At 66.9% G+C, this 26,045-nt stretch carries 18 protein-coding genes; 11 read left to right on the top strand and 7 right to left on the bottom strand.

What is annotated here, in order from left to right; translation table 11 throughout:
* Nucleotides 1-25: 25 nt before the first annotated feature.
* From ACTHQS_RS01745 to ACTHQS_RS01725, 5 genes are all read right to left on the bottom strand, one after another.
* Entirely contained in the window at nt 26-6,148 is a 6,123-nt protein-coding gene (locus ACTHQS_RS01745; protein WP_440165514.1) for an Ig-like domain-containing protein, read from the bottom strand.
* A gap of 316 nt (nt 6,149-6,464) precedes the next feature.
* On the bottom strand, nt 6,465-7,667 hold the full coding sequence (locus tag ACTHQS_RS01740) for an adenylate/guanylate cyclase domain-containing protein (protein WP_440165512.1): 1,203 nt from the start codon (nt 7,665-7,667) through the stop codon (nt 6,465-6,467).
* Complete coding sequence (locus ACTHQS_RS01735; protein WP_440165510.1) at nt 7,657-8,256, bottom strand: PH domain-containing protein; 600 nt, start codon at nt 8,254-8,256, stop codon at nt 7,657-7,659. Before ACTHQS_RS01735 ends, ACTHQS_RS01740 begins: the two co-directional genes overlap by 11 nt.
* On the bottom strand, nt 8,249-9,157 hold the full coding sequence (locus ACTHQS_RS01730; RefSeq protein WP_440165509.1) for a biotin--[acetyl-CoA-carboxylase] ligase: 909 nt from the start codon (nt 9,155-9,157) through the stop codon (nt 8,249-8,251). Before ACTHQS_RS01730 ends, ACTHQS_RS01735 begins: the two co-directional genes overlap by 8 nt.
* An 86-nt stretch (nt 9,158-9,243) precedes the next feature.
* Nucleotides 9,244-10,131 (bottom strand): SDR family oxidoreductase, encoded by an 888-nt coding sequence (locus tag ACTHQS_RS01725; protein ID WP_440165507.1) that lies wholly within the window; start codon nt 10,129-10,131, stop codon nt 9,244-9,246.
* A 215-nt stretch (nt 10,132-10,346) separates the two neighbouring features.
* Between ACTHQS_RS01725 and ACTHQS_RS01720 the strand changes: the two genes are divergently transcribed.
* The 5 genes from ACTHQS_RS01720 to ACTHQS_RS01700 all read left to right on the top strand — a co-directional run bounded on the left by ACTHQS_RS01720 (nt 10,347) and on the right by ACTHQS_RS01700 (nt 16,469).
* The gene (locus ACTHQS_RS01720) at nt 10,347-11,930 is read left to right on the top strand and encodes an acyl-CoA carboxylase subunit beta (RefSeq protein ID WP_440165505.1); all 1,584 of its coding nucleotides are present in this window, start codon (nt 10,347-10,349) and stop codon (nt 11,928-11,930) included.
* A complete protein-coding gene (locus tag ACTHQS_RS01715) occupies nt 11,927-12,184 on the top strand; it encodes an acyl-CoA carboxylase subunit epsilon (protein ID WP_440165503.1) in 258 nt (85 codons plus the stop codon). Before ACTHQS_RS01720 ends, ACTHQS_RS01715 begins: the two co-directional genes overlap by 4 nt.
* Before the next feature lie 42 nt (nt 12,185-12,226).
* On the top strand, nt 12,227-13,912 hold the full coding sequence (locus ACTHQS_RS01710; protein WP_440165501.1) for a DUF885 domain-containing protein: 1,686 nt from the start codon (nt 12,227-12,229) through the stop codon (nt 13,910-13,912).
* A 117-nt stretch (nt 13,913-14,029) separates the two neighbouring features.
* On the top strand, nt 14,030-14,899 hold the full coding sequence (locus ACTHQS_RS01705) for a phosphatase PAP2 family protein (RefSeq protein WP_440165499.1): 870 nt from the start codon (nt 14,030-14,032) through the stop codon (nt 14,897-14,899).
* A 118-nt stretch (nt 14,900-15,017) separates the two neighbouring features.
* Entirely contained in the window at nt 15,018-16,469 is a 1,452-nt protein-coding gene (locus tag ACTHQS_RS01700; RefSeq protein ID WP_440165497.1) for a dicarboxylate/amino acid:cation symporter, read from the top strand.
* A 105-nt stretch (nt 16,470-16,574) separates the two neighbouring features.
* On the opposite strand, the gene ACTHQS_RS01695 is transcribed toward ACTHQS_RS01700, so the two are convergent.
* Nucleotides 16,575-17,138: a hypothetical protein gene (locus ACTHQS_RS01695; RefSeq protein WP_440165495.1), complete on the bottom strand. Its 564-nt coding sequence runs from the start codon at nt 17,136-17,138 to the stop codon at nt 16,575-16,577.
* Between the two features lie 198 nt (nt 17,139-17,336).
* Between ACTHQS_RS01695 and ACTHQS_RS01690 the strand changes: the two genes are divergently transcribed.
* The 6 genes from ACTHQS_RS01690 to ACTHQS_RS01665 all read left to right on the top strand — a co-directional run bounded on the left by ACTHQS_RS01690 (nt 17,337) and on the right by ACTHQS_RS01665 (nt 24,451).
* Nucleotides 17,337-18,026: a TetR/AcrR family transcriptional regulator gene (locus ACTHQS_RS01690; RefSeq protein WP_440165494.1), complete on the top strand. Its 690-nt coding sequence runs from the start codon at nt 17,337-17,339 to the stop codon at nt 18,024-18,026.
* Between the two features lie 18 nt (nt 18,027-18,044).
* Nucleotides 18,045-20,567 (top strand): MMPL family transporter, encoded by a 2,523-nt coding sequence (locus ACTHQS_RS01685; RefSeq protein ID WP_440165492.1) that lies wholly within the window; start codon nt 18,045-18,047, stop codon nt 20,565-20,567.
* Between the two features lie 9 nt (nt 20,568-20,576).
* Nucleotides 20,577-21,221, top strand: a complete 645-nt coding sequence (locus ACTHQS_RS01680; protein WP_440165491.1) for a Maf family protein — start codon at nt 20,577-20,579, stop codon at nt 21,219-21,221.
* 130 nt (nt 21,222-21,351) lie between these two features.
* Nucleotides 21,352-23,163, top strand: coding sequence for an acetyl/propionyl/methylcrotonyl-CoA carboxylase subunit alpha (locus ACTHQS_RS01675; RefSeq protein WP_440165489.1), 1,812 nt, complete (start codon nt 21,352-21,354; stop codon nt 23,161-23,163).
* Nucleotides 23,164-23,181: 18 nt separating this feature from the next.
* Entirely contained in the window at nt 23,182-23,619 is a 438-nt protein-coding gene (locus tag ACTHQS_RS01670) for a YybH family protein (protein WP_440165487.1), read from the top strand.
* Nucleotides 23,620-23,719: 100 nt separating this feature from the next.
* Entirely contained in the window at nt 23,720-24,451 is a 732-nt protein-coding gene (locus ACTHQS_RS01665) for a glutamine amidotransferase (protein ID WP_440165485.1), read from the top strand.
* Nucleotides 24,452-24,521: 70 nt separating this feature from the next.
* On the opposite strand, the gene ACTHQS_RS01660 is transcribed toward ACTHQS_RS01665, so the two are convergent.
* The gene (locus ACTHQS_RS01660) at nt 24,522-25,931 is read right to left on the bottom strand and encodes an MFS transporter (RefSeq protein WP_440165484.1); all 1,410 of its coding nucleotides are present in this window, start codon (nt 25,929-25,931) and stop codon (nt 24,522-24,524) included.
* Between the last annotated feature and the right edge of the window lie 114 nt (nt 25,932-26,045).

Genomic DNA, 26,045 nt, shown 5'->3' with positions numbered 1-26,045 from the left:
CATGTCCGGACAGTGCCCGGGCGGTTCAGTGCTTGGGCATCCCGGCAGGCGGGTTCCCGGGGTGGTTGGTCGTGTCGCTGCGGACGTAGTTCCCGGAGGCGGCACCACTCGTGAGGTGATACCAAATGCCCGACGGGTTCTCGCTCGTCTTGTACCAGACCACATAGAAGTCCGAATTGGCGGGCTGGTTGGCCGGCATCCACTTGCCACCGCCCACGCAGTCGGACGGGTTGCCGGCACGGAAACTGTCCGTACCATAGCCGGGCTCCGTACAGCTCCGAACCGGGGTCGCGGTAATGCTCCAGGACGTGGGTACCGGAGGCGGTGGTTCCGAGCCGCTGCGGGATGTGTCGCTGCCAATCCGGCCTGGCTGTCCCGCACTGATGGCACGTACCTCAAGCTTGTGGGTCTCGCTGTAGCCAACACTCTTCGAGAAGCTCCGTTGTTGGGTGTCCTGCCAAGGGCCGTTGTCCAGGCTGTACTGGTACCCGGTCACGGCCCGGCCGTTGCCGCTTGGCTGGTTCCAGGTCCAGGACACCGTCTTGTCGCCGACGCCGCTGCTGTTGCTGCCGTTTACCGTCGGGGCAAAAGCAAGGCCATAAGGGTTGACTGCGTTGGAGGGTGCGCTTGCGTCGCCGGCTGTGGTGCTGCGGGACGACACGGCCCACACCACCACCGAAGTTTGCGTGCCGTTGGGAGCCGCGACCACACCGCCACCGGCGGGGATGCTGCCTGAGCCACCTCCCGACGTCAGGCTGTAACGGTAGGCGATCTCAGTCTGTGATGAGCCGTTGCGCTGGGCATCGGTCAATTGCGTGAACCGAACATCGATCTTGCCGCCGTTGGCATTGGTATCCACAAGGGTGGCCGTGGGCGCTCCCACTGTTCCGGGCTTACCCACTGCGCGCGTGGCTGCTGACGGCGCGCTGGTGGCGCTGGTGCCGGCCTTGTTTGTTGCCGACACGGTGAAGGTGTAGCTGGACTCGGAGTTGTCCACTGTTACGTTCTGCGAAGTGGCGGCAACCTGCTGGGTTGCGATGGCGGCACCGCCACGAAGGGTGGTCAGGGTGTAGGCCGAAACTGGATCACCGTTGTTGTTCGGGGCCGACCACACGACCCTCAGCTGGCTCTGCGATCCAACGGGAGTTGCCTGTGCCACGCTCGGCGCCGCCGGAGTTGCGGGTACACCGGCCGGGACTTCAGCTGCCGAGTACGGACTCCACTCGGACGGGTCCTTGGCGTCGTTGCGGGCCAGGACCCGGACCTTGTAGGACACACCATTCTGGAGGCCCTTCCACACGTAGCTGACGGACGTCAGCCCCTGGATCTGGGCATTCTGGCCTGCAGGTGCCGGTGAGATTTCCAGGTCGTAGGACTTCACCGGGGAACCCTTGCTCGCCGGCGCGGCCCAGTTGACCGCCAACTGCTTATCGCCGAACTTCAGCGAGGGCGCCAGCGGAGTATCCGGCTTGACGTCCGGCCGGACATCGGCGGACGCCGGGGACCGGTCGGAATCGCCGAATTCGTTGGTGGCCGTCACCTGGAAGTGGTAGGTGGTGTTGTTGGTCAGGCCGTTCAGGGTGCACGTGTTGGCCGGGCATTCCTGCCGGAACCCGCCCTCGCCGAACACCGTGTACCTGGTGATGGGCGAACCCCGGTCGGCCGGCGCGGACCAGGTGAGCAGCGCCGTCTGGTCGCCCACGCTCTGTGCCTGGGGTGTGGTGGGTGCTGCCGGCTTGTCCTTGACGGTGAGCCGGACACGCGCGGTGGCGTGCCGGGACGCATCCGCCGTCTTGTCCTCCACGGTGTAGGCCACCACCATGGTTCCGGTGAAGCCGGGCGCCGGCGTGACGGTCACCGAGTCACCATTGACGCCCACGTTGCCGCTGCCCGTTTCGGTATTGGCGGCGATGATCTTCAGCGGTGTTTCCGGGAAGGGGTTCCCGTCGTTGGCCAGCACATTGATGGTCACCGGCTTGCCGGCGGCGGCATTGTCCTGCACGTCGTCGTTGGCCACCGGCTTGGGCCGGTTGGAGGCGGTCACCGCGAGCTGGTAGGTGGCCGTCGCCTCGAGCCCGCGGGGATCGGTTGCCGTGACCTGCACGGCCGCGCGGGTTCCGGTTGCCGTCGAATCGGCCGCTGAAACCTTCAGCGTCTTGCCTTCGATGCGTGCATTGAACCCGCCGGGAGAACCGCCCACCAGTTCGTACTTCATCTTCTCGACGTCGTCCTGGTCAGGATCGGAGGTGAGCTTGCCCAGGTCCGTGCCCGCGGAATCACCCTTGGGAACATCCACGTTGGCGCCAAGCAGTTCCGGCGGGTTGTTCTTGTTCGGGTCCGGCAGGACCTTGGTGCGGATACTGAGGGTGGACTTCAGGCCGGCAGGATCATCCGGTCCGGTGCCATCGGTCACCTCGAAGGTCAGCGAGCCGGGACCCACATAGTCCGCACCTGCAGCGTATTTCAGGCCGGCGCCGTCGCGCGTCACCGGATCGCCGCCGTCGGCCCCAATAAGCTTGATCCGGTCCGCCTGGGTCAGCCTGGGCGACCGTCCGTCCCGTACCTTGACCCATTCCTTCAGATCAACGTCGACGGACTGCCCGGCCACCACCTCAATGACCTCGTCCTTGGCCAGGGTGGGCACCTGCTGGCCCAGGCCGGGCACCCAGATGATGGCCGTGGACTGCTGGCCGTCCACGTCTTCCACGGTGTACGGAATGAGCTGGGGCTGCTCGGTGAGGTCCACCAGGACATTGCCGCTGCCGCCGGGCCGCGCCGTGGTGGCTTCCGTGCTGATCTTCAGGTTCTCGCCCACACCGTCGGGGTCCTCGTCATTTTTGAGGACAGGAACGTCGACGGCGGTCTTCCCCATGGCCTGGGCGGACGTCACCCGGTCATCACGGGCAATCGGTGCCTTCAGCGGCACGTCGTTATCGACCACCAGGCGGATGGTGGCCTGGGCGGCAGCGTCCCGGTCGTCGGCGATGGTGTAGCGCACATTGACGGTTCCGGCCTCGTTGGGGGCCAGGAGGATGATGCGTCCGCTGTTCTTGCTGACGGTGGCCTGCAGGGCCGGGTCGGCCTCGATGCCGTCGGTCAGGATGCGGATGCGGTCGCCGTCGGGATCGGTGTCGTTGGCGGTGGCGTCGACGGCGATCTGCCGGCCCGGGCGCACCCGGACCTCGTCGTCCACCGGGGTGGGCTTTTGGTTCATGTCACCGCGGGGCGCGATGCCGACGGTCACGGTTCCCGTATTCACGGCGCCCTGGCGGTCCACCACCTTGTAGCGGAACGTATCGGTACCGGCACCGTCCCCTGCAGCCGTGAAGTCGATGAAGTTGCTGCCCACGGTGGCAGTTCCCATGGCAGGGGTGCTGTCGATGCCGGTCAGCTGCACGGAGTCGCCATCGGGATCGATGCCGTCCAGGGAAACCGGGATCCGGACGGTGCCCGCAGCCACCACGCGGGCAGTGAGGTTCCGCGGCTGCGGCCGGGAGTTCTCCGCGCCTTCGAGCGGAAGGATGTGGATGGTCACGGCGGCGGCGCTCTTCTGGCCCTGCGGATCCATCGCGTTGTAGATGGCGCGCACTGTCTTGGGCTGGCTGCCCGCGATGAAACGGAGCGTGTTTTCGGAGACGAAGCTCTTGCCGTCGGCCGGGTCAACCGACTGCGGCAGGACGGGGTCCACGGTCAGTTCCTGCCCCTGCGGGTGGGTGTCGTTGTCCAGGACGGGGATGGTGACCACATCATTGGCGCGGACATTCACTTCGTCCGGCTTGGGCTGCGGGGCTTCCACCACGGCGGGTGCGGGGACGGGCACCACGGAAACACTGCCCGTGGCCGACTTCTTCCCGTTTGACATGGTGTATTCGAACAGGATGGGGTCCTTGGTCCCCAGGATGTCCGTGATCCGCAGGACGCTGTGGTTGATCACGCTGACGGATACTGTCGCATTGTCCGGGAGTTTCACGGACTGCAGCACCAGGACACCGCCGGAGGGGTCGGAGTCGTTGGCCAGGGGGTCCAGCAGCACGCTTCCGCCGGCGGGCATCAGGGCTACGTCATGGACGGCCACGGGGTCGCCCCCGTCGTTGCCTGATTCCACGTCCACCCGGATGAGGCCCTGGCTGCTTTGCGGGCCGTTGCTGGCGATGTAGGTCAGGTAGACCGGGCCGGGGGTGCTGCTGCGGAAAGTGAACGTGCCGCCGTCGGTGACGGGGCCAAGTTCGGCAGGGCCGCTGGCTTCCACCTGGGCCAGGCGGAGGGCACCACCGTTGGGGTCGACGTCGTTCTTCAACGGGGAGATGACCAGGTCCTGGCCCACTACGGCGGTGACGTGGTCGGCGTTGACCACGGGTGCCAGTGCCCCGGGCGGCTGGACGTTGACCACCACCTTGCCCGTGACGGTGGCGCGGCCGTCCCAGATGGTGACCTGGACGTTTTTCTTGCCGGCGGTGGCGCCGGAATCCTGGAAGGTGAGCAGCCCGTCGCGCCGGACTTTGACCTGGTCCTGGTCGTTGTCGGCCTTGGCGTCCAGCAGGACCATGTCGTCGCCGTCGGGGTCGATCCAGTCGGTGAGGATGTTCTGGCTGACGGTCTTGCCCTGTTCCACCAGCATGGTGGTGTCTTCTCCGCGCTTGAACTTGGGCGGTTTGTTTTCGTCGGGTCCCACCACGCTGAGCATGACCTGGCCGGTGGCGGACAGGCCGCGGCCGTCCGAGGCACTGTAGTTGAAGGTTTCCGTGCCCGGCTTGGCGTCTGCGGGGACGGTGATCTGGAAGGCGGTGCCGCCGTAGATGCTTTCCAGCGTGCCCGCTTTGGGTCCGGCGTCCCCCACCGCTGCGGTGAGCACGTCGCCGTCGGGGTCGCTGTCGTTGTCCAGGACGCTGAGGACGGTGGTACGGCCCGGCCGGACTCCGACGGCGTCGGGCTTGGTTTCCGGCGGACGGTTCGGTTTAGTGCGGTCCGGCAGGATGTTGATGGTGTTGTTGTCTGCCGATTCCTGGTCCTGGTCGTCGGACTGGTTCTTGGGTGGGATCACGTCGTCCCAGTTGTTCACCAGCTGCATGTTCTGGTTCACCAACCACACATTGCCCGAGTTCACATCATTGAGGACCACCAGCTCCCGGTTCACACGGAAAACATACGACGGCGACGCACTCGCCTTGGGCACGTCCACCTTCTTATCGTCACCATCATTGGTGCAATCGCGGACGTACTTGTTCGCACCCGACCACGCCGCATGCACGCACCCACCCAACTGCACCGGTGCAGCCGGGACGCCCTCGCCGTCGAACGACACCGTCTTCGCCGTACCCCCGTCCAGCGGCTGCTTCACCAACGCCTTCCTGGTGGCCACTGCCACAACATCACTGCCCGGCCCGGCCTGCTGCAGCTTCGCATCCCGCGCGTTCTCCAGCGCCAGCCGCTTACCACCGGGCAAAAACAGGTTCCCGGCAGCAGCGTCCAGCACCACCGGCTGGTCCCCCACCACCGTCATCTGCAAATTCCCGGCGCCCTTAAGGCCATCCCAGGCAGTGGACTCCGACGACGTCACCTCACCGTTGGCATCCACCCCCGTCACTGTCACCGTTCCGGTCTTGGGATCGGCGGAATAGATCCGGTCATCAGAACCAACCGTCGAGACGGTGCCCTCAGAGCCGACCATGACAGGTTCCGAGGCTTCCTTATCAAAGCTGTTCACGGTGGACGGCGACACCGCCCACACCTTCCCCGACGCAGCATCCGTCACCGAAATCGTCCGCGCCCCAAAACTGACATCAGCCGCCCCCGGCAACTGCTTATCCCCACCCAAGCGCATATTCGCCGGCGACACCTGGTTCAACGTCGAACCAGTCTCATCATCAACAAACACCTCACCGGCATGCTGCAACACATCAAAGGTCGTCGACGCCGGCGTCACAGCGCCATCGAGCACGCGGGAAGGGTAGTTGAGCCGGCCCACGGCGTTCTTGGTCTTGGACACCACCCACACGCCGCCATCGTTCAACTCCACCTCAGTGGTCTTGAACCCCGGATACAACACTGCACCTGTCACCAGAACCGCCACCACAGCACCAAACGGAGTGCCGGAGACCAGTTTCCTATGTCGCCTTTTCAGCCCAAGCTTCCCCAGCAGTGATGTCACAGCGATGTTTCCCCTGTTATAGCGCTGCCGCGTGGCAGCATCGCAGGCGGAGCAAAACTGCCCCACCCTTTTACTTTGATGGCACCCGTGATGCAGGGGTGACCGAGACCTGGCGGAGGGCCGCAATGGACGGGCCCTGAGGGAACAATGCCGCCGTTTCCCTGCCGGCCACTTTACCCATGCCCCTCAATGGCCGCGATGGGGAGGCCTCCCCGCCCAGGGCTTCGGCATCAGTGAACGAACCGACTATAGCGCGATTAACCACCGAATGGACAAACTCTTTTGCTCACCCGCTGCAGGGAAGCAAAAGTGCCCGTCAGTCCAGGACCAGGCCCTTGCCCCGGCCGCGGGTGAGGCGGACGGGGTTGATCTCGCCAAAGCCGCGCACGTTTTCCGGTTCCTGGGGGATCAGGACGAACCGCTCGTCGTGTTCCAGGGCGGAGGCGGTCATGGAGTCCACCAGCACCGTGCCCGGGTCCGCGAGGGTGGTCAGGCGTGCCGCGAGGTTGACCGTGGGCCCGTAGATGTCGCCGAGTCGGGAGAGGATCCTCCCCCACACCATGGCCACCCGGGCTTCGGGAAGGATCTCGTCTTCGGTGAAGGCTTCGGCGAGCGCCAGGGAGATCTCGGCCCCGGCGGCCGGAGTTTCGGCGATGTAAAGGACTTCATCGCCGACCGTCTTGACCAGCCTGCCGCCGCCCACGGAGATGATCTCGGCGCACTTGTTTTCAAAGCGCTGGACCAGCCGGGCGAGCGTCTTTTCGTTCATCCGGCGGGACAGGCTGGTGTAGGAGACCAGGTCCGCGAAACCCACTGCGCGGGCAAGGGGCAGGGGCGCGTCATCCTCGTCGCCTTCGCGGCCCTCCTCACTGGCCTGCAGCCCGGCTTCGGCGCGGACCGCGAGCCGCTGGACACCGGCGTTGAGCTGGCGGCGCCAGGAGTAGACCAGCACTTCTTCGAGCGCATCCACCAGCGCGGGAAGTTCGTTGACCAGGCGCTTGCGGGCCACGGCATCCGTAACGCCCTGCTCGTGGACCATGTCCTCCACCAGCGCTTCGATCTGCCAGACCACCATGCGGTCGGTCATTTGCCCGATGGAACGCGTGACCGAGATGGCTGCTTCTTCCGTGAGCTTCCCGGCACGGACCAGGTCCACCACGGTGGACAGGGCCGCCTGGTCGCGTTCGGTGAAGGCGACATCCTCGTCGCCGAAGTTGGGGAAACCCAGGGCGCGCCATAGTTTGCGGGCTGAAAGCAGTGAGAGGCCGGCACCGGCGGCAACTTCACGACGGCGGAGCTTGCGTTCCCCACCCAGCAGGCGGGCTTCAAGCGCCTTCATGGCAAGGCGTTCCGCGGACATGGCGCCTGTTGGCGGATGCCGCTCGACGGCGGGCTTCTCCGCGGGAGGGCCGGTTTCGGCTTCCGGCTGGGCGGCGTCGTAGTCGCCGGAAGAAGGCTCGAAGGCGGTGGTTCCGGTTGGGATGCGCTCGACGCGTTCCTGCTGGGCCTCATCGGTCATCCCGTCCACCTTCTCTCATGTCCTCCGGAAAAGCACCGGCGGGGTAATGCGTCGCGCCACCCGGCTGGGCCCCGCTCTCGTCCGGCAGTTCCCCGATGGCGTCGAGGATAAAGTCGCGGAACCTGGCAACCTCGGGCACGTCGCGAAAGGTCACCATGCCTTGGTGCCCGGTTTCCAAGGATATATTCCCTGAGCGCACCAGTCGCTGCAGCAGCGATTCGTGGACCGTGAGGTTACGCACTGACACCAGGTTGACCTGCTGGTCCCGCCGGTTCAACAGACCATACCGGGCCACCATCCGCTGGCTGGTCAGGGTGTAGCGGGTGCCCTGCCAGCGCAGCAGGCGGGGCAGGCAGTAGCCCAGCCAGACAGCTGCGGCCGCGAGGACGCACGCGGTCACGAGCCAGGGCGTCCATTGGCGGCCAAGGGCAGGCGCCACGCGGGCCGCGCCGCCCCGGAGGATCCAGGCACTGGCGAAGGCGGCAAACGCCGGCGCCAGGACAAAGGCCACGGCGGCCCCGGCGAGCTTCCGCGGCTGCGGACGGGTAGTGACGATCACCTGCTCCCCTGGAACGAGGGTTCTACGCATAACCACCCTGGTTTGGTGCGTCCGGCGATGTCCAGGGCCGCAGGTGCACCACGTCACCGGCAGTCACCACGTGCTCGCGCGAGTCGCGGTCCACCACCAGCAGGGAGCCGTAGTCATCCAGCCGGGACGCATGGCCAATGATTTCGTGGTCGCCGGGCAACTGGGCGCGCACCTGCTTTCCCAAGGTGACCATCACGGCCTCAACCCTTTTGTGCAGCGATGGTCCGCCGGCCATCCCTGCCGTGGGGTCGCCGTCGGCATTGCAGAAACTGCGGTACAGGACGGCGAAGTGGGACAGGTAGCTTTTCAGCAGGGCGGTGCGGTCCGTGGTGGTGGCACCTTCGATGGCCACGGAGGTGGCGGTGGGAACTGGAAGTTCATCTTCGCGCAGGGTGACGTTCAGCCCGGTGCCCAGGATGACCGGGGGAACGTTGCCATCCACCATGGGCCCGAGCTGGGCGAGGATGCCGGCGATCTTCCTGCCGCGCACCAGGACGTCGTTGGGCCATTTGAGTTCGGCCGGGAGGCCCGCCGTGTCCAGGAGGGTTTGGCGCAGGGCCAGGGCTGCGATGAGGGACAGCCAGGAGTAGCTCTGGGTAGGAAGGGGCCTGCCGTCCGCGTTGACCGGACGCAGTACCACGGAGACAGACACCGAGCTCAGCGGCGGCGCCTCCCAGTGCCTGTCCAGCCGTCCCCTTGCAGCGGTCTGGTACTCCGCGGTCAGGACGGAGAGATCCGGCCAGGCCGCAGGTTCCACGGTGACGCCCCGCAGGAGGTCGGCGTTGGTGGAGCCGGTGGAGTCCACGACATCGATCCGGGGTATCCCCGTGGCTGAGAGGAAACGCTGGTCGGCCAGGTCCGATCGGTTCAGGGGGATACCCGGTGCGTGTGCGTCATCCATAGCTAGATCCTACCGAGCCGGGCGGGGTCCCACCCAGCCAACTGCAGTCCTGGAACCGACCGTCCGGGGGGCGGCGAGAAGGCCCGCTAGAGGAAGATGTCCGGGACCAGCCGGTCTTCGGGCGCCCCCAGGCTGTAGGGGCGGAAGTCCGTCACGCCCGCGGCGGCGAGGACTTGCTCATCCGTGTAGAAGTTGCCCGACGGCGGCGCGCCCGCCCCGAGGTTGCTTCCGGTCAGGACGGCGTGGGCGGCGTCGGCCATGATCTGCGGGCCGCGGGCGGCCAGCACCATGGTTTCGCCGTGGGGCATGTTGCGGATGGCCGCCGTGTCGATCAGCGTGCACGGCCACAGCGAGTTGACCCTGATCCCGTCCGCCTCCAGTTCCTCTGCCAGGCCCAGGGTGGTCAGGCTCATCCCGTACTTGGCCATGGTGTAGGCAAGGTGCTTTCCCGCCCAGGAGGGGTCGAGGTTCAGCGGCGGCGAAAGCGTCAGGATCTGCCCCTGTCCAGAAGAGCGGAGCGCCGGCAGCGCCAACTTGGAAAGCAGGAAGGTGCCTCGAACGTTGATGTCCTGCATGAGGTCGTACTTCTTCATGTCCACGGCATCCGTGGTGGAGAGGTCGATGGCGGAGGCGTTGTTGATGACGACGTCGATGCCGCCGAACCGTTCCACGGCTGCGGCCACGGCACCGGCCACGTCTTCATCCCGGCGCACGTCGCCCACCAGGGGCAGCGCCTGGCCGCCTGCCTTCACGAGTTCCTCCGCCGCGGTGAACACGGTGCCCGCCAGCTTGGGGTGCGGCTCCCCCGTCTTGGCAAGGAGCACGATGTTGGCGCCGTCCCGGGCCGCCCTCAGCGCGATGGCCAGGCCGATCCCGCGGCTTCCGCCGGACAGCAGGATGGTCCGGCCCGCCAAGGAACCTGCTGCCCGGTAGGGGCTTTCGGAGGCATGCAAAGCATCGTTGCTTGAAGTCATGGGAACACTGTAACCCAACTAAGTTACTCGCGAGTAACATTGCGAAGGGGGTGCAGGAAACGCAGAAAATTGTAGGTTCCCTACAGCTGTTGGCGCCCAAACCGTCACTAGACTTGCCAGCAGGGTTGGTCTTTTGTGTGGATGCTACTTAACGCTCCGGACAACACGGGCCGCCAGCCGACAGAACTGACCTGCTACAGAGCCGGAGACACTTGATGAGCCACGATCTGACAACGACAGCGGGAAAGATTGCCGATTTCCGCGACCGCCAGGCGCGCGCCGAACAGCCATCCGGCCCCGAAGCCATCGAAAAGCAGCATGCCCGCGGCAAGAACACGGCCCGCGAGCGCATCGCCCTGCTGCTGGACGAGGACTCATTTGTTGAGTTCGACGCCCTGGCCGTCCACCGCTCCACCGCGTTCGGCATGGAAAAGAAGAAGCCGCTGGGCGACGGCCTGGTCTCCGGCTACGGCACCGTGGACGGCCGCTTGGTGGCGGTCTACAGCCAGGACTTCACCGTCTACGGCGGATCGCTGAGCCAGGTCAACGGCGAAAAGATCGTCAAGGTCCAGGAGTTCGCGCTCCGCAACGGCTGCCCCGTCGTCGGCATCCTGGACGGCGGCGGCGCCCGCATCCAGGAAGGCGTGGCCTCCCTGGCCATGTTCGCTGACATCTTCCGCAACAACGTCCACGCCAGCGGCGTGGTGCCGCAGATCTCGCTCATCATGGGCCCGTCCGCAGGCGGCGCCGCCTACTCCCCCGCGCTCACCGACTACGTGGTGATGGTGGACAAGACCTCGCACATGTTCATCACCGGCCCGGACGTCATCAAGACCGTCACCGGCGAGGACGTGGACATGGAAACCCTCGGCGGCGCGCGGCAGCACAACGCCACCACCGGGACGTCCACCTACCTGGCCTCGGACGAAACCGATGCCATCGAGTTCGTGCGCGAACTGCTGGATTTCCTGCCGTCCAACAACCTGTCCGAGGCACCCGTCCTGGGACACCAGCAGGAGCTGGAGATCGACGACGACGACCTCGCCCTGGACGCGCTGGTTCCGGACTCAGCCAACCAGCCCTACGACATGCGCGCCGTGGTGGAGCAAATCGTGGACGACGGGCACTTCCTGGAAATGCAGGCCCTGTACGCCCCCAACGTGATGATCGGCTACGGCCGGGTGGAGGGCCACACTGTCGGCATCGTGGCCAACCAGCCCCTCCAGTTCGCCGGCACCCTGGATATCGCCGCATCAGAAAAGGCAGCCCGCTTCGTGCGCCACTGCGACGCCTTCAACATCCCCATCATCACCCTGGTGGATGTTCCCGGCTTCCTTCCCGGCAAGGACCAGGAGTTCCAGGGCATCATCCGCCGCGGCGCCAAGCTTCTGTACGCCTACGCCGAGGCCACCGTCCCCAAACTCACCGTCATCACCCGCAAGGCCTACGGCGGCGCCTACATCGTCATGGGCTCCAAGAAGCTCGGCGCCGACCTGAACCTGGCCTGGCCCACGGCGCAGATCGGCGTGATGGGTGCCCAGGGTGCTGTCAACATCCTCTACCGCCGCGACCTCGCAGCCGTCGCCGAGGACGGCGGCAACGTCGAGGCCCGCCGCGCCCAGGTGATCCAGCAGTACGAGGAAGAACTCCTCAACCCCTACCAGGCCGCCGAACTGGGCTACGTGGACGCCGTCATCGCCCCCTCGGACACCCGCATCCAGATCATCAAGGGCCTGCGCGCGCTGCGTGACAAGCGCGCCAGCCTCCCCGCCAAGAAGCATGGGAACATCCCGCTGTGACCTCCACCCCAGGGGCGCCTGAGCCCGACGAAACCCCGGACAGCGCGCAAGCATCCGCTGCTCCCCTGCTCTCTGTTGTCAAAGGACAGCCGAGCGCCGAGGAGCTGGCCGCACTGACCGCCGTCGTGCTTTCCCTCAGCGGGGAAAGCCCGGCACCCGCCAGGACCGCCAGCGTGCGGCACTGGGTCCGCAGGCAGCAACTGCGGCTCGCCCCCACGCCCGGCCCGGGAGCGTGGAAACGCAGCCACGGCTGACGCCGCTCACTGCCCCGTCGCGTGGCCGGGTAGTCTCGGGGTGTGACTACAGACACCTCCCCCGCCGCGCGCCCGCACACCCGGATCGACGCCGTCGCGGACACCTACACTGACACCCTGATCAGGCTCAACCCGACCTTCGCCACCACCCTTGGCCTGCCGGGACACGAGACGGAATACCAGGACTTCTCCCCTGCCGGCATCGCCGGTTTCGCCGAGGCAGCCCGGGAAGCCCTCATGGCACTGGAGGGCCTGGAGCCTGAGGACGACGTGGACGCCGTCACCCTGGACGCCATGCAGGAGCGGCTGGGCCTGCAGCTGCTGATCCACGCCTCCGGCTGGGAATACGCGGAGCTGAACAACATCGCCTCCCCGGCCCAGGACATCCGCGCCATCTTCGACCTCATGCCCACCGACACCGAACAGGACTGGGAGCACATCGCCGGGCGCGCCCACAATGTGCCGGCTGCCATCAGCGGCTACACCGAGTCACTGCGCCTGGCCAAGGACGCCGGCAAAGTGGCCGCTGCCCGCCAGGTGCGGATCGTCATCGAACAGGTGGCCAAGTACGCCGCCGCGGACGGTTTCTTCGCCAACCTGGCGGCGGATGCCTCCACCTCCGCCGGGCCATTGCCGGCGGCGCTGCAGGAAAAGCTCGACGCCGGCGCTGACGCCGCCCGCCGCGCCTACACCGGCCTGGCGGAATTCCTGCGCACCGAGCTGCTCCCCGCGGCACCCGAAAAGGACGCGGTGGGCAGGGCCCGCTACGCACTGGCCTCCCGCTCCTTCCTGGGTGCAGAGGTGGACCTGGAGGAAACCTACGCGTGGGGCGTCCGGGAGCTGGACCGCCTCATCGCGGAGCAGGAACAGGTGGCGGCCACCATCAAGGCGGGCGCCACCATTGCCGAAGCGAAGGACATCCTCAACAACGATCCGGCACGGCAGTTGAAGGGCACCGATGCGCTCCGGGAATGGATGCAGCGCCTCTCCGACAAGGCCGTGGCCGAACTCGCCGGGATCCACTTCGACATCCCCGATGTAATGAAGAAACTGGAGTGCCGGATCGCCCCCACCGACGAGGGCGGCATCTACTACACCGGCCCGTCCGACGATTTCAGCCGCCCCGGCCGCATGTGGTGGTCCGTCCCCGCCGGCGAGGATACCTTCACCACCTGGGCGGAAACCACCACTGTGTACCACGAGGGCGTTCCGGGCCACCACCTCCAGGTGGCCACCGCAACCTACCGGCGCGAGCTGCTCAACAAGTGGCGCCGGAACGTCTGCTGGACCTCCGGCCACGGCGAAGGCTGGGCCCTCTACGCCGAAAAACTCATGCAGGAACTGGGCTACCTGAACGATCCCGGCGACCACATGGGCATGCTGGACATGCAGCGCATGCGGGCGGCCCGGGTGGTCTTCGATATCGGCGTGCACCTGGAACTCGAGATGCCCGAACGCTGGGGAACCGGCACCTGGACCGCCGACAAGGGATACAGCTTCCTCAAGGAGAACCTCCCCATCAGCGAAGGCCAGCTCAACTTCGAGTTCACCCGCTACCTTGGCTGGCCGGGCCAGGCTCCCTCCTACAAGGTGGGCCAGCGCCTCTGGGAACAAATCCGTGCGGAACTCGAAGCACGGCCCGGGTTCAACCTCAGGGAGTTCCACACCAAGGCCCTCAACATCGGCTCTGTCGGACTCGATACCCTGCGCCGGGCACTCCTCACCTAGCCGGCCCATCCTCCTGGCGGATCCCTGGCGGGTGGACCGTGCCCACGGCAGTTGGTGGACAGCGCGCACAGCAATCAATAAGCTTGCTTACTAAATTGCTGTGGTGCGCATTGCCGAATGAGCAGGGAGACGATGTTGACGAACCTCCAAGGGACGCCGGCCGAGACAGGGGTGCGTGGCGAACTGCGCCAGGACACGTCCGTGGGTGCCAAGGACCTCACCAGATGGGACACCCGGACAGGCCGGCGCCTGGTGGGAGTGGTCCACCGCATCAGCCAGGTACTGGGCCCGCACGGCGCGTTGATCCTCACCCTGCTGGTGGGGGCCGTCATTTCCGCGGTATTGACCGCTGCCTTCAGCGAAGTCTATGAAGCGGTAGTGGCCGCCGATGGGGTGGCGGGACTCGACCATCCGGTCCTGGCGGCCAGCAAGGACCTCCGCACCCCCACGCTTGACGTGGTCGTCACGGCCTTCACGGACGTTGGCGGGACCATCGGCATGCCGGTCCTGGCCGTTGCCATCATGGCGGGCCTGGCTCTCCGGCGCCGCTCCTGGACCCCGGTCATCCTGATCGTCACCGCCGGTCTGGGTTCGCTGCTGATGACCATCGCCGGCAAGCGCCTCGTGGGACGCACCCGGCCGGACCTCAGCGATGCGGTGCCGCCCTACGAGCACTCGGCATCGTTTCCGAGTGGACACTCGCTTAACGCCGTGGTGATCGCCGGCATCGTGGCTTACCTCATCATCCTGCGGCTCCACTCGAACCGCGCCCGCATCCTCACGGCGGCGGCAGCAGCCCTCTTCGCTGTGGCGATTGGCCTGAGCAGGATCTTCCTGGGACACCACTGGCTCACGGACGTCCTGGCCGCATGGGCGCTTGGCGCGGCCTGGCTGGCACTGGTGATCACCGCGCACCGGCTCTACCTAACGGTCCGGAAGCACCATGAAACACGAGATGTTAAGCACACCCCTGCCGGGAATAAGTAACAAATGCCGTCATGGGCCCTGATTCTCCGGGCTTTTCACGCTCCGGAGTGCATTATGGCCGCGTAATATTTCTCAATGTTGGTTCGACGTGATATTGGCGGAGGTCTAGCTTGTTCTGGTGAGCACTCAGACAAGCACCCCCTCCCCCGCAGGGAAGACCGGATTCCAGCTCCCCAAATGGGCGGGTTCGTTCGGCTTCCAGATCATCGCCGCCCTCATTGTGGGTCTTGGCCTCGGCCTGCTGGCAAAGTACACCGGCAGCACCAAGGCCAACCCCAATGCGCTCGGCGCCACCCTGCAGACCATCGGCTCGAGCTATGTGTCCCTGTTGCAGACGGCCGTTGTTCCGCTGATCTTCACCGCCGTCGTCAGCTCCATCTCCAACCTGCGCCAGGTATCCAACGCCGCCAGGCTGGCATGGAACACCCTCCTGTGGTTCGCCATCACGTCCCTGATCGCCGTGCTGATCGGCATGGGCCTGGGCGTGCTGCTGCAGCCCGGCGCCAACACCGGCATCACCGGGGACGCCAAGTACACCGGCAAGTCCGGTGACTGGTGGGCCTTCCTGGTGGGCCTCTTCCCCAAGAACTTCCTGGGCCTGGGCGCCAGCTCCACCGTTGCCGAGTCCGGCGCCGTCACCACCTCGGTCAGCTTCAACGTCCTGCAGATCCTGGTCATCGCCATCGCCGTGGGCGTCGCCGCACTCAAGGTGGGCAAAGCCGCCGAACCGTTCCTCAGCCTCAACGCCTCAGCCCTCGCCGTCATCCAGAAGGTGCTGTGGTGGATCATCCGCATCGCGCCGCTGGGCACCATCGGCCTGATCGGAAACGCAGTTGCCGTCTACGGCTGGGACACCATCGGCTCGCTGGGCAAGTTCACCGTAGCCATCTACGCGGGCCTGGTCCTGGTGCTGTTCGTGGTCTACCCCGTCCTGGTCCGCAGCCACGGCCTGTCCATCAAGCAGTACTTCTCCGGCGTATGGCCTGCCGTCCAGCTGGCCTTCGTCTCCCGCTCCTCCGTGGGCACCCTTCCGCTGACCCAGCGCGTCACTGAGCGCAGCCTGGGTGTCCCCCGCGCCTATGCCTCCTTCGCAGTACCGCTGGGCGCCACCACCAAGATGGACGGCTGCGCTGCCATCTACCCGGCCATCTCCGCGATCTTCGTGGCCCAGTTCTTCGGCATCCACCTGGACTTCAGCCAGTACCTGCTGATCGCCCTGGTCTCCGTCCTCGGCTCCGCCGCAACCGCCGGCACCACCGGCGCCGTGGTGATGCTCACCCTGACGCTCTCCACGCTGGGACTGCCCCTTGCCGGCGTCGGGCTCCTGCTTGCCATCGACCCCATCCTGGACATGGGCCGCACCGCGGTCAACGTCGCGGGCCAGGCCCTGGTCCCCACCATCGTGGCCAAGCGCCAGGGCATCCTGGACGAGTCGCTGTACAACGCACCCCGCAACGGCACGCCCTTTGTTGAGGAAGAGACCGGCAGCGATGCCGTGGCCGGCGAAACCGCCACGGACGGCACCAGCGCCGACACCGCACCCCGCGAACTGCAGGATGCAAAGGCGTAACAGCCCCGTCGCACGGGGAAGAACGTCCCCGGGAATTGCTCCCGGGGACGTTCTTCATCTTTAAGGACTGTCTGCTTTAAGGACTATCTGCCCCGCCGGCACTGGTCAGCGGCCGCCGCCCCCGATCACGCCATTCTGGACGGCCTTGGTGACGGCGTCCGCCTCGGCCTGGGTCAGCTTGCCGTCCGTGACCGCCTGGTCCAGGCGGGTCTTGAGTGCCGCAGCGTGTTCTGACTGCTCCTCGGTGCGGATCTCCTGAAGGGCTGCCGTCACCTTCGCCTCATCGATGCCCAACGACTCAGCCAGGGACTTGGCGAGCGCGGCCTCGCGCGCGGCTGGGTCCGGCTTCTGGCCGTCGGCGGGCGGAGTGGCGGGCTTGTTGGCGTCGCGGAAGGCCTTCAGCGCGTCAGTCACCTTGGCTTCGTCCACACCGAGTTTCGCTGCCAGCGCGGAGGCCTGCTCCATGCCGTGGCCGCCGCGGCCGCCGTGCCTGCCCATGCCGTCGTGGCCGGTGCCGGTGCCGCCGTCAGCGGAGGCGCTGGAACTTGCACTCGGCGTCGGAGCGGGAGTTGTGGTGGTGGCAGAGGCCATGCCGGCTACGCCGATTCCTGCACCGAGCGCCAGCGCCGCGGCTGACAGGCCCAGGGTCATCTTCTTCGTGCGTGTCATTTCTTGTCTCCTGATTCGCCGTCGCCTGACGGCTGCTGGTGATACGCCTCGTGGCGGGACATTCCAAGCATCCGCGACCAGGTTCAGCAGAGGCTGTTGGGAACCTTTCGTTCTCCTGTGAATCCGTAAGCACCGCGCGCCCGAGCCCCCCGCGCAGATAACTTGCATTCAGTGCAAACTTGCACATAGTGTAAGTACGTGCCCAGCCCCTTTTCCCCGCCCGACGCATCGCAGGACGCCGGATCCGCCGCCCCGTCACGGCGCGAGCTGAACAAGGCCGCCACCCGACAAGCCATCACGGACGCCGCACTGGAGCTCCTGCGCGGCAAGGGGCCGGGGAACTTCACGGCGGAGGATATCGCCGACGCCGCAGGGATTTCGCGCCGCACCTTCTTCAACTACTTCAGCAGCACTGACGCGGCGCTTGCGTCCATCGTCCACGGCTTCCTGGACAACGCCATCCAGCAACTGCGCCTCCGGCCGTCCGACGAACCCATGCTGGAGTCGGCCCAGGCCGCCTTGGTGGCCCTGGCGGATCCAAAAGCCATAGCACCGCTTGCAGAACTGTTCACGCTGACCCAGCAGAGCCCGCTGATGTCCCATACCGAGCTTGAGGCGTGGGACCACTGCCGGGCCCAGGTTTTCACCGTTGCCCGGGAACGCCTTGCCGGCACCCACGGCGGGCAGGACGAGCTGTATATCCACGCGCTGGCGGGCTCCATCATTTCCTGTGGAAAGGCCGCCATGGAGGTTTGGTTCAACCGGCGCGGCCCCGACCTGTCACCCGCTTCCCTGGCAGAACTCCGCCAACTGCTCATCGACGCCATGGCCCTGCTGGGCGCCGGCTTCAACACCACCGCTTTCCCGTCCGCCTCCCGTTCCTCCTGATCAGATCGGTTCTCCCGCATGGCACTCCTCCTCTACCGCCTCGGCAAGTTCTCCTACCGCCGGCGCTGGCTTGTCATCTCCCTCTGGCTTGCCGTGCTGGTGGCCGTGGGCGGTTCTGCCGCCGCATTCCACGGCACCTTGTCCAACAACTTCCAGATTCCGGGCACCGAGACCCAGCGGATCGCGGACAAGCTCAAGCAGGAGCTGCCCTCAGCGTCGGGCGGCAGCGCAACGATCGTTTTCGAAGCGCCCGACGGCGGCTTCACGGCTGGGAGCCGGGCAGCCGTGACGGATGCGCTGAAGAAACTCCAGACCATCCCCGAGGTCCGCGGTACCGTGGACCCCTTCGCCACCCAGGCCCAGGTGGACCAGGCGGGCAAGGCCATCACCGACGGCGAACAGCAGCTCGCAGCCGGCCAGGCACAGCTGGACGCCTCCCGGGCGCAGCTTGAGGCAGGCAAGGCACAGCTGGCAGCGGCGGAGCAGCAGCTCACTGCCGCGGGAGCCCCGGCGGCGCTGGTTGAAGCCCAGTTGGGCCAGCAGAAAGCAACGCTGGCAGCCGGCCAGGCCAAGCTCGACGCCGGCGCCCAGGAATTGGAGGCCAACAAGGCCAAGCTGGAGCTTGGCAAGCGCCAGGCCCAGGCGGCCTCAGCCATCCGCTTCGTGTCCGAGGACAACAAGGCCGCGGTGGCCCAGGTGCAGTTCAACACCTCCATCAACGGGCTGGCCCCGGCGGTGCGGAAGCAGGTGCAGGAGATCGCCCACGGGACTTCCTCGGTCGGCGTCACGGCCCTGGCCAGCAAGGAAATCACCGAGGACATCTCGGCCTTGTTCGGCACCGCTGAAATCGTCGGCATCGCCGTCGCCGCACTGGTCCTCATCCTCATGCTGGGCACGCTGATCGCCGCCGGCCTGCCGCTGCTGATGGCCATCATCGGCGTTGGCGTGGGCGTCGGCATCACCTTTGCACTCTCCGGCCTCTTCGACATGAGCTCCATCTCCCCCATGCTGGCCCTCATGCTGGGGCTCGCCGTCGGCATCGACTACTCCCTGTTCATCGTCAACCGGCACCGGACGCAGCTCCTGGCCGGCATGGACCCTGAAGAGTCCGTGGCCCGGGCCAACGGCACCTCCGGCAACGCCGTGGTCTTCGCCGGCCTGACCGTGATCATCGCCCTTGCCGCCCTGGTGGTCCCCGGGCTGCCGTTCCTCACCGTCATGGGCCTCGCCGCCGCGGGAACCGTGGCCGTGGCGGTGCTCGTTGCCATCACCCTGACCCCCGCCATGCTGTCCCTGATTGGCCGCCGCATCATCTCGAGGCGGGCCTGGGCCAAGTCCAAGGCGCATAACGCCGAACCGGACCACGAGGCAGCCGATCTCGCCACCGACCGCGAACGCAGCACCCACGGGTGGGGCGGCCTGGTCACCAAGCACCCCTGGGTCGCACTGACCGCCGGCATCCTCCTGCTGGGCACCCTGGCCCTGCCCGCCACCCAGCTCCAGCTGGCACTGCCGGACGGCGGCTCCGAGCCCGTGGAGTCCGAGGCCTACCAGGCCTACGACCTGACCGCCCGCAGCTTCGGCGAGGGCGTCACCGGCCCCATCGTGGCCGTGGGCGAGTTCCCCGCGAACCTTGACGCAGCCCAGGCGCAGAAGCTGCAGTACGACATCGCGGACAAGCTCCGCGCCGTTGACAACGTGGTGGCCGCCGTGCCGGTGGCACTCAGCGAGGACCGCCGGACCGCCGTGTTCCAGGTCATCCCCGAGGAAGGCCCGGCCAGCGCCAGCACGGTCAAGGTGGTCTCCGAACTGCGGGGCCTGAACGGCGGGATCAAGGCCGACTACGACGTCGCCATGGGCCTGACCGGGCAGACCGCCGGCAACGTGGACGTCTCCACCAAGCTCGGCGACGCCCTGCCGCCCTACCTGGCGATCGTCGTCGGACTTTCCCTGGTCCTGCTGCTGCTGGTGTTCCGCTCCATCGTGGTCCCGCTGCTGGCCACGGGCGGCTTCCTGCTGTCCCTGTCGGCCGCCTTCGGCGCCGTGGTGGCGGTGTACCAGTGGGGCTGGCTGGGGAACGTCTTCGACGTGGCCAACCCGGGCGCGGTGCTGAGTTTCCTGCCCATTATCCTGATCGGTGTGTTGTTCGGCCTGGCCATGGACTACCAGGTGTTTATTGCCTCGGGCATGCGTGAGGCCTACATGCACGGCTCATCAGCCAAGGAAGCGGTGCGCGTCGGCTTCCGGCACGCAGCCGCGGTGGTCACCGCCGCCGCGATCATCATGGTGAGCGTGTTCTCTGGCTTCATCTTCAGCCACCTCACCATGGTCCGGCCGCTGGGCTTCGCGATGGCCTTCGGCGTGCTGTTCGACGCGTTCGTGGTCCGCATGACCATCGTGCCCGCCGTCATGTACCTGTTGGGCGCCAAGTCCTGGTGGCTGCCCCGCTGGCTGGACCGGATCCTGCCGGACGTGGACGTGGAGGGCGCCAAGCTCAACCGCGGCCAGGCCGCGCCCGTGTCCGCCGAACTGGTCCACTAGGCTGAAACCGTGCACCATCTGATCCTTGCCTCCCAGTCCCCCGCCCGCACCAAGCTCCTGGCCGAGGCCGGCATCCGGCACACCGTGCTGGTCTCCGACGTCGACGAAGCGGCCGTCCAGGAACGGTACGGCGTCACGGACCCGCACGACACCGCGCTGCTGCTGGCCCGCGCCAAAGCCGAGGCAGTAGCTGCGCTGCCGGAAGCAGAAGGCGCCCTGGTGCTGGGCTGCGATTCCGTCTTCGAGTTCGACGGCGAGGCGCACGGCAAGCCCTACACCGCCGACGTCGCGCGCGAACGGATGCTGCGGATGAGCGGCAGTGCGGGGGTGCTGCACACGGGGCACTGGCTGGTTGACTGCAGGGACACGGACGACGACGGCGCCGGCGGACGCGGCTCGGGCGCCACGCTCGGGGCGGTCGCCTCCGCCGAGGTCTCCTTCCTGGACATGGCCCCGGAGGAGATCGACGCCTACATCGCCACAGGTGAACCACTGCACTGTGCCGGTTCCTTCACCATCGACGGCCTGGGCGGGGCCTTCATCAGGAAGGTTGACGGCGACCCGCACGCCGTCGTCGGCCTTTCCGTCTCCACGCTGCGCGGCCTGCTCGCTGCCGCCAACGTGCGCATCACGGACCTCTGGCCGCGGCGGTAAAGTACCCGCTTTTCTGCGCTGCTTGTAGCTTCCCTACAAAGGAAGGCTCCTTTACACGCGGATTCCGCAAGTAATATCGGCGGAACCCTCAGAACCGCGCTAGGCTCCCTGAAGGAAAGAAGGAGACGCCTTGTCAGCAAATTTGGAGCAGTCCGCAGGAACCACGCAGCCCAGCCTCACAAAGGTGCTGATCGCCAACCGCGGCGAAATCGCCGTGCGGATCATCCGGGCGGCCCGCGACGAGGGCATTGCCTCCGTGGCTGTCTACGCTGACCCGGACCGCGACGCGCTGCACGTCCGGCTCGCTGACGAGGCCTACGCCCTCGGTGGCACCACCGCCGCGGAGTCCTACCTGGTGATGGACAAAATCATTGACGCCGCGCGCCAGTCCGGCGCCGACGCCATCCACCCCGGCTACGGCTTCCTGGCCGAGAACGCCCAGTTCGCTGCCCGCGTCATCGACGCCGGCATCACCTGGATCGGGCCCTCCCCTGACGCCATCTCCGCCCTGGGCGACAAGGTCCGGGCCCGGCACATCGCCGAAAAGGTGGGCGCCCCCCTGGTCCCCGGCACCGCCGACCCCGTCGAATCCGCTGACGAAGTCCTGGAGTTCGTCGACCAGCACGGCCTGCCGGTAGCCATCAAGGCCGCGTTCGGCGGCGGTGGGCGCGGCATCAAGGTGGCACGCACGCGGGAAGAAATTCCCGAACTCTACGAATCCGCAGTCCGCGAGGCGACGGCCGCCTTCGGCCGCGGCGAATGCTTCATCGAGCGCTTCCTGGACGCTCCCCGGCACGTGGAAACCCAGTGCCTGGCCGACGCCCACGGCAACGTGGTAGTGGTCTCCACCCGCGACTGCTCCCTCCAGCGGCGCAACCAAAAACTCGTGGAAGAAGCACCGGCACCGTTCCTCACCGAGGACCAGAACCGCCGTCTCTACGAATCCTCCAAGGCGATCCTGAAAGAGGCCGGCTACCTGGGCGCCGGAACCTGCGAATTCCTGGTGGGCCAGGACGGGACCATCTCCTTCCTCGAGGTCAACACCCGCCTGCAGGTGGAGCACTGCGTCTCCGAGGAAGTCACCGGCATCGACCTGGTCCGCGAGCAGTTCCGGCTGGCCCGCGGCGAGGAACTGGGCTACGGCGATCCCGAGGTCCGCGGGCACTCCATCGAATTCCGCATCACCGGCGAGGACCCCGGCCGCAACTTCCTGCCCGCCCCCGGCACCCTCCGCGTCCTGAAGAACCCCACCGGTCCCGGTGTCCGCGTAGACTCCGGCGTGGAACAGGGCGACGTCATCAGCGGCAACTTCGACTCCATGCTGTCCAAGCTCATCGTCACCGGAGCCAGCCGCCCGCAGGCGCTGCAGCGCGCCCGCCGCGCCCTGGAGGAAATGGTGGTGGAGGGCATCCCCACCGTCATCCCGTTCGACCTCGCGGTGGTCTCCGATCCCGCCTTCGCACCCGCCGAAGGGCCCTTCAAGGTCCACACGCGCTGGATCGAAACCGAATTCACCAACAACCTGCCGGCCTGGACCCCGGACTCCGCTGCTGACGCCGAGGGCTCCGCCGAGGACCGCCAGCGCGTGGTGGTGGAGGTGGGCGGCAAGCGGCTCGAGGTGGTCCTTCCCGCTTCCCTGGGAACCCCGGGGACGGCAGCTGCCGCCGCCGGCAAGCCCGGCAAGTCCAAGAAGCGCTCCCGCTCCGCCGGCCCCACAGCCGCCACCGGCAACGCGCTGACCTCCCCCATGCAGGGCACCATCGTGAAGGTGGCCGTGACCCACGGCGACGTGGTGTCCGAAGGCGACCTGGTGGTGGTCCTCGAGGCCATGAAGATGGAGCAGCCCCTGACCGCGCACCGGTCCGGCACCATCACGGGCCTGACGGCAACGGCGGGCGAGACGGTGTCCGCGGGCGCCATCATCGCCACCATCGAAGACTAGAAAGCGGCACACGCAGCCATGCTCGCACCAAGTTTCCAGGAAGAAGTGGACCGCTACCACCAGGCGGTCCCCGAGATCACCCGGGGCAACCCTGCGCCGATCAAGGAACTGTACTCCCGGCTGGATGACGTTACCCTGGCCAACCCGTTCGGCGGGATAGCCCGCGGCTGGGCCCAGGTGGAGGCCCGGCTGGACCAGGCGGCGCGGCAGTTCCGCGACGGCGAGATGCTGGGCTTCGACACCGTCACCTCCTACACGGCCCGCGACACCGCGTACCTGCTGGAGACCGAACACTTCCGGGCCCGGCTGGACAGCGCCGCCACCACGGAGGAGTTCGCGCTGCGCGTGACCAGCATCTTCCGCCGCGAGGAGGGCTACTGGAAGCTGGTGCACCGCCACGCGGACCCCGCGGCCCGGCCGCAGTCCCGCCGGTCACTCACGCAGCCCCCGGCCTGACCCTGGAGTGGCCACTGGCTTCCGGCGGTGGTCCGCTGCCGGCATTGTCCTCGCAGCCGGGATGCTGGCAGGGGCGCCCGGCAGGATGCAGACTTAGCACATGCTGCCTTTCCTGCTCCTGGCCTCCCGCGCGGAAGAGGCCGCCGCTGAGGACGAGTACGCCGCGTACCTGAGGTACGGCGGGCTGGAGGAACGGGAGCTGCACCGGATCCGGCTCGAAGCAGCTCCCCTGCCCCCACTGGACCTTTCCACGTACTCCGGCGTCATCGTCGGCGGCAGCCCGTTTACCTCCAGCGACCCGCCGGAGCACAAGAGCCCGGTCCAGCGCCGGGTGGAGCAGGAGCTCGCAGCGCTCCTGGACCAGCTGGTGGACCTTGATTTCCCGTTCCTTGGCGCCTGCTACGGAGTCGGCACCCTGGGAAGCCACCAAGGTGCGGTGATCGACCGGACCTACGGTGAGCCGCTCGGCGCCGTGGAGGTGGAACTGACTGATGAGGGGCTGCAGGACCCTATCCTGCAGGGAATGCCCCGGACGTTTACCGCCTTCACCGGGCACAAGGAAGCCGTCAGCGTACTCCCCCCGCATGCGGTCCTGCTGGCACGTGCCGCCACCTGCCCCGTCCACATGTTCCGCATCAGGACGAACCTCTATGCCACCCAGTTCCACCCCGAGCTGGACGCCGAGGGGCTGGTGACGCGGATCGACATCTACCGGCACGCCGGGTACTTCCCGCCGGATTCGGCCGGGGAGCTCATGGCCGCCGCACGCCGCTTCACCGTCACCGAACCCATGGCCGTACTGAAGAACTTCGTGGCCCGCTACGCGCGGTGAACGCTGTGACTGTCCAGACACGAAGATGCCCGGCAGGCCACCAGGGGCCGCCGGGCATTTCTGAGGGCCGTCAGGCGACGTTGTTCTCGTAGTCCACGTCCCGGGTTTCGCGGGTGAGGAACAGCGCGATCAAAGTCAGCACGGCCATGGAGGTCAGGTAGATGCCCACCAGCACCGGGCTGCCCTTGGCGGCTTCCCACAGGGCGACGGCGATGAACGGGGCCACGGCGGCACCCAGGATGCTGGAGAAGTTGTAGCTGATGGCCGAGCCGGTGTAGCGGACGTTGGTGGGGAACAGTTCCGGCAGCAGCGCTCCCATGGGGCCGAAGGTGAGGCCCATGAGGGAGAACCCAAGGATCAGCAGGCCCATGGTGCCCACGAAGCCGCCGCTGAACAGCGGGACGAACAGCAGGCCGAAGACGAAGATGCCGGCGGTGACGGCCATGAGCATCTTGCGGCGGCCGTACTTTTCAGCGAGCGGCCCGGAGACCAGGGTGAAGATGCCAAAGAAGACGACGCCGGCAATCAGCATCCAGAGGAAATCGTTCCGGCTGAAGCCAAGGCCCGGAACGAACGCGGCTGCTGCGGCCTCGGACATGGGCTTACCGGCCTTTTCGGCTGCTGCCTTGGCACCCTCCAGGGTGGGCTTGGTGCCGTAGGTCAGCGTGAACGTGGTCATCAGGTAGAAGAGCACGTACGTGGCCAGCATGATGAAGGTGCCCAGGATCAGCTGGCGCCAGCTGGACTTGAAGACGCGGCCCAGCGGCAGCTTGGCCACCTCGTTGGATTCCACCACCTTGGTGAAGGCGGGGGTTTCGATCAGCTTGAGCCGGACGTAGAGGCCCAGGATCACCATGACGGCGCTGAGCAGGAACGGCACGCGCCAGCCCCATGCTGCGAAGGCCTCCGGCGTCAGGGTGTAGCTGGCCACCAGGAAGATGACGTTGGCGATGATGAAGCCAATGGGGGCACCGAGCTGGGGGAAGGTGCCGTAGATGGCGCGCTTGTTGGCGGGCGCGTTCTCCGTGGCCAGCAGCGCGGCCCCGCTCCACTCGCCGCCGAGGGCCAGACCCTGGGCGAAGCGCATGACCACCAGCAATGCCGGCGCCAGGAACTCCCAGCCCGGAACCAGCGCGGTGGGGAGGCAGCCGATAAGGAAAGTGGCGATGCCCATGGTCAGCAGCGACGCAACAAGGGTTCCCTTGCGGCCGAACTTATCGCCGAAGTGCCCGAAAATAATGGAGCCGAGGGGGCGGGCAATGAAGGCCACGCCGAAGACGGCAAAGGAGCTCAGCAGCTGGGTGGTTTCGTTCGCACCCGGGAAGAACAGCTTGGGGAACACGAGCACGGCGGCCGTGGCATAGACGTAGAAGTCGTAGAACTCCACAGTGGTGCCGATCAGGCTGGCGACGATGACGCGGCCGCGGGAGTTCACCGGCTGGTGCGAACCAGGCACCTTGGTGGTATCGGTGGATGACATGGGTAAACGCTTTCGTGAGACCGGCCGGGCGCAGGCGGGTGCTGCCTCCCGGCGCGAATAGTTAGAGTTCGATCTTACTTCGCCACGTCCAGTCAATGGACGAAACGTCCATTA

Origin of the sequence: Arthrobacter sp. SAFR-044 (assembly GCF_051965175.1) — a bacterium.
Taxonomy (GTDB): Bacteria; Actinomycetota; Actinomycetes; order Actinomycetales; family Micrococcaceae; genus Arthrobacter.
This window is presented reverse-complemented; position numbering and strand designations above follow the sequence as displayed.

Excerpts from the sequence above, each read along its gene's own strand:
- ACTHQS_RS01740 (WP_440165512.1), bottom strand. The coding sequence starts at position 7,667 with ATGACCGATGAGGCCCAGCAGGAACGCGTCGAGCGCATCCCAACCGGA.
- ACTHQS_RS01735 (WP_440165510.1), bottom strand. The coding sequence starts at position 8,256 with ATGCGTAGAACCCTCGTTCCAGGGGAGCAGGTGATCGTCACTACCCGT.
- ACTHQS_RS01730 (WP_440165509.1), bottom strand. The coding sequence starts at position 9,157 with ATGGATGACGCACACGCACCGGGTATCCCCCTGAACCGATCGGACCTG.
- ACTHQS_RS01725 (WP_440165507.1), bottom strand. The coding sequence starts at position 10,131 with ATGACTTCAAGCAACGATGCTTTGCATGCCTCCGAAAGCCCCTACCGG.
- ACTHQS_RS01720 (WP_440165505.1), top strand. The coding sequence starts at position 10,347 with ATGAGCCACGATCTGACAACGACAGCGGGAAAGATTGCCGATTTCCGC.
- ACTHQS_RS01705 (WP_440165499.1), top strand. The coding sequence starts at position 14,030 with ATGAGCAGGGAGACGATGTTGACGAACCTCCAAGGGACGCCGGCCGAG.
- ACTHQS_RS01695 (WP_440165495.1), bottom strand. The coding sequence starts at position 17,138 with ATGACACGCACGAAGAAGATGACCCTGGGCCTGTCAGCCGCGGCGCTG.
- ACTHQS_RS01685 (WP_440165492.1), top strand. The coding sequence starts at position 18,045 with ATGGCACTCCTCCTCTACCGCCTCGGCAAGTTCTCCTACCGCCGGCGC.
- ACTHQS_RS01670 (WP_440165487.1), top strand. The coding sequence starts at position 23,182 with ATGCTCGCACCAAGTTTCCAGGAAGAAGTGGACCGCTACCACCAGGCG.
- ACTHQS_RS01665 (WP_440165485.1), top strand. The coding sequence starts at position 23,720 with ATGCTGCCTTTCCTGCTCCTGGCCTCCCGCGCGGAAGAGGCCGCCGCT.
- ACTHQS_RS01660 (WP_440165484.1), bottom strand. The coding sequence starts at position 25,931 with ATGTCATCCACCGATACCACCAAGGTGCCTGGTTCGCACCAGCCGGTG.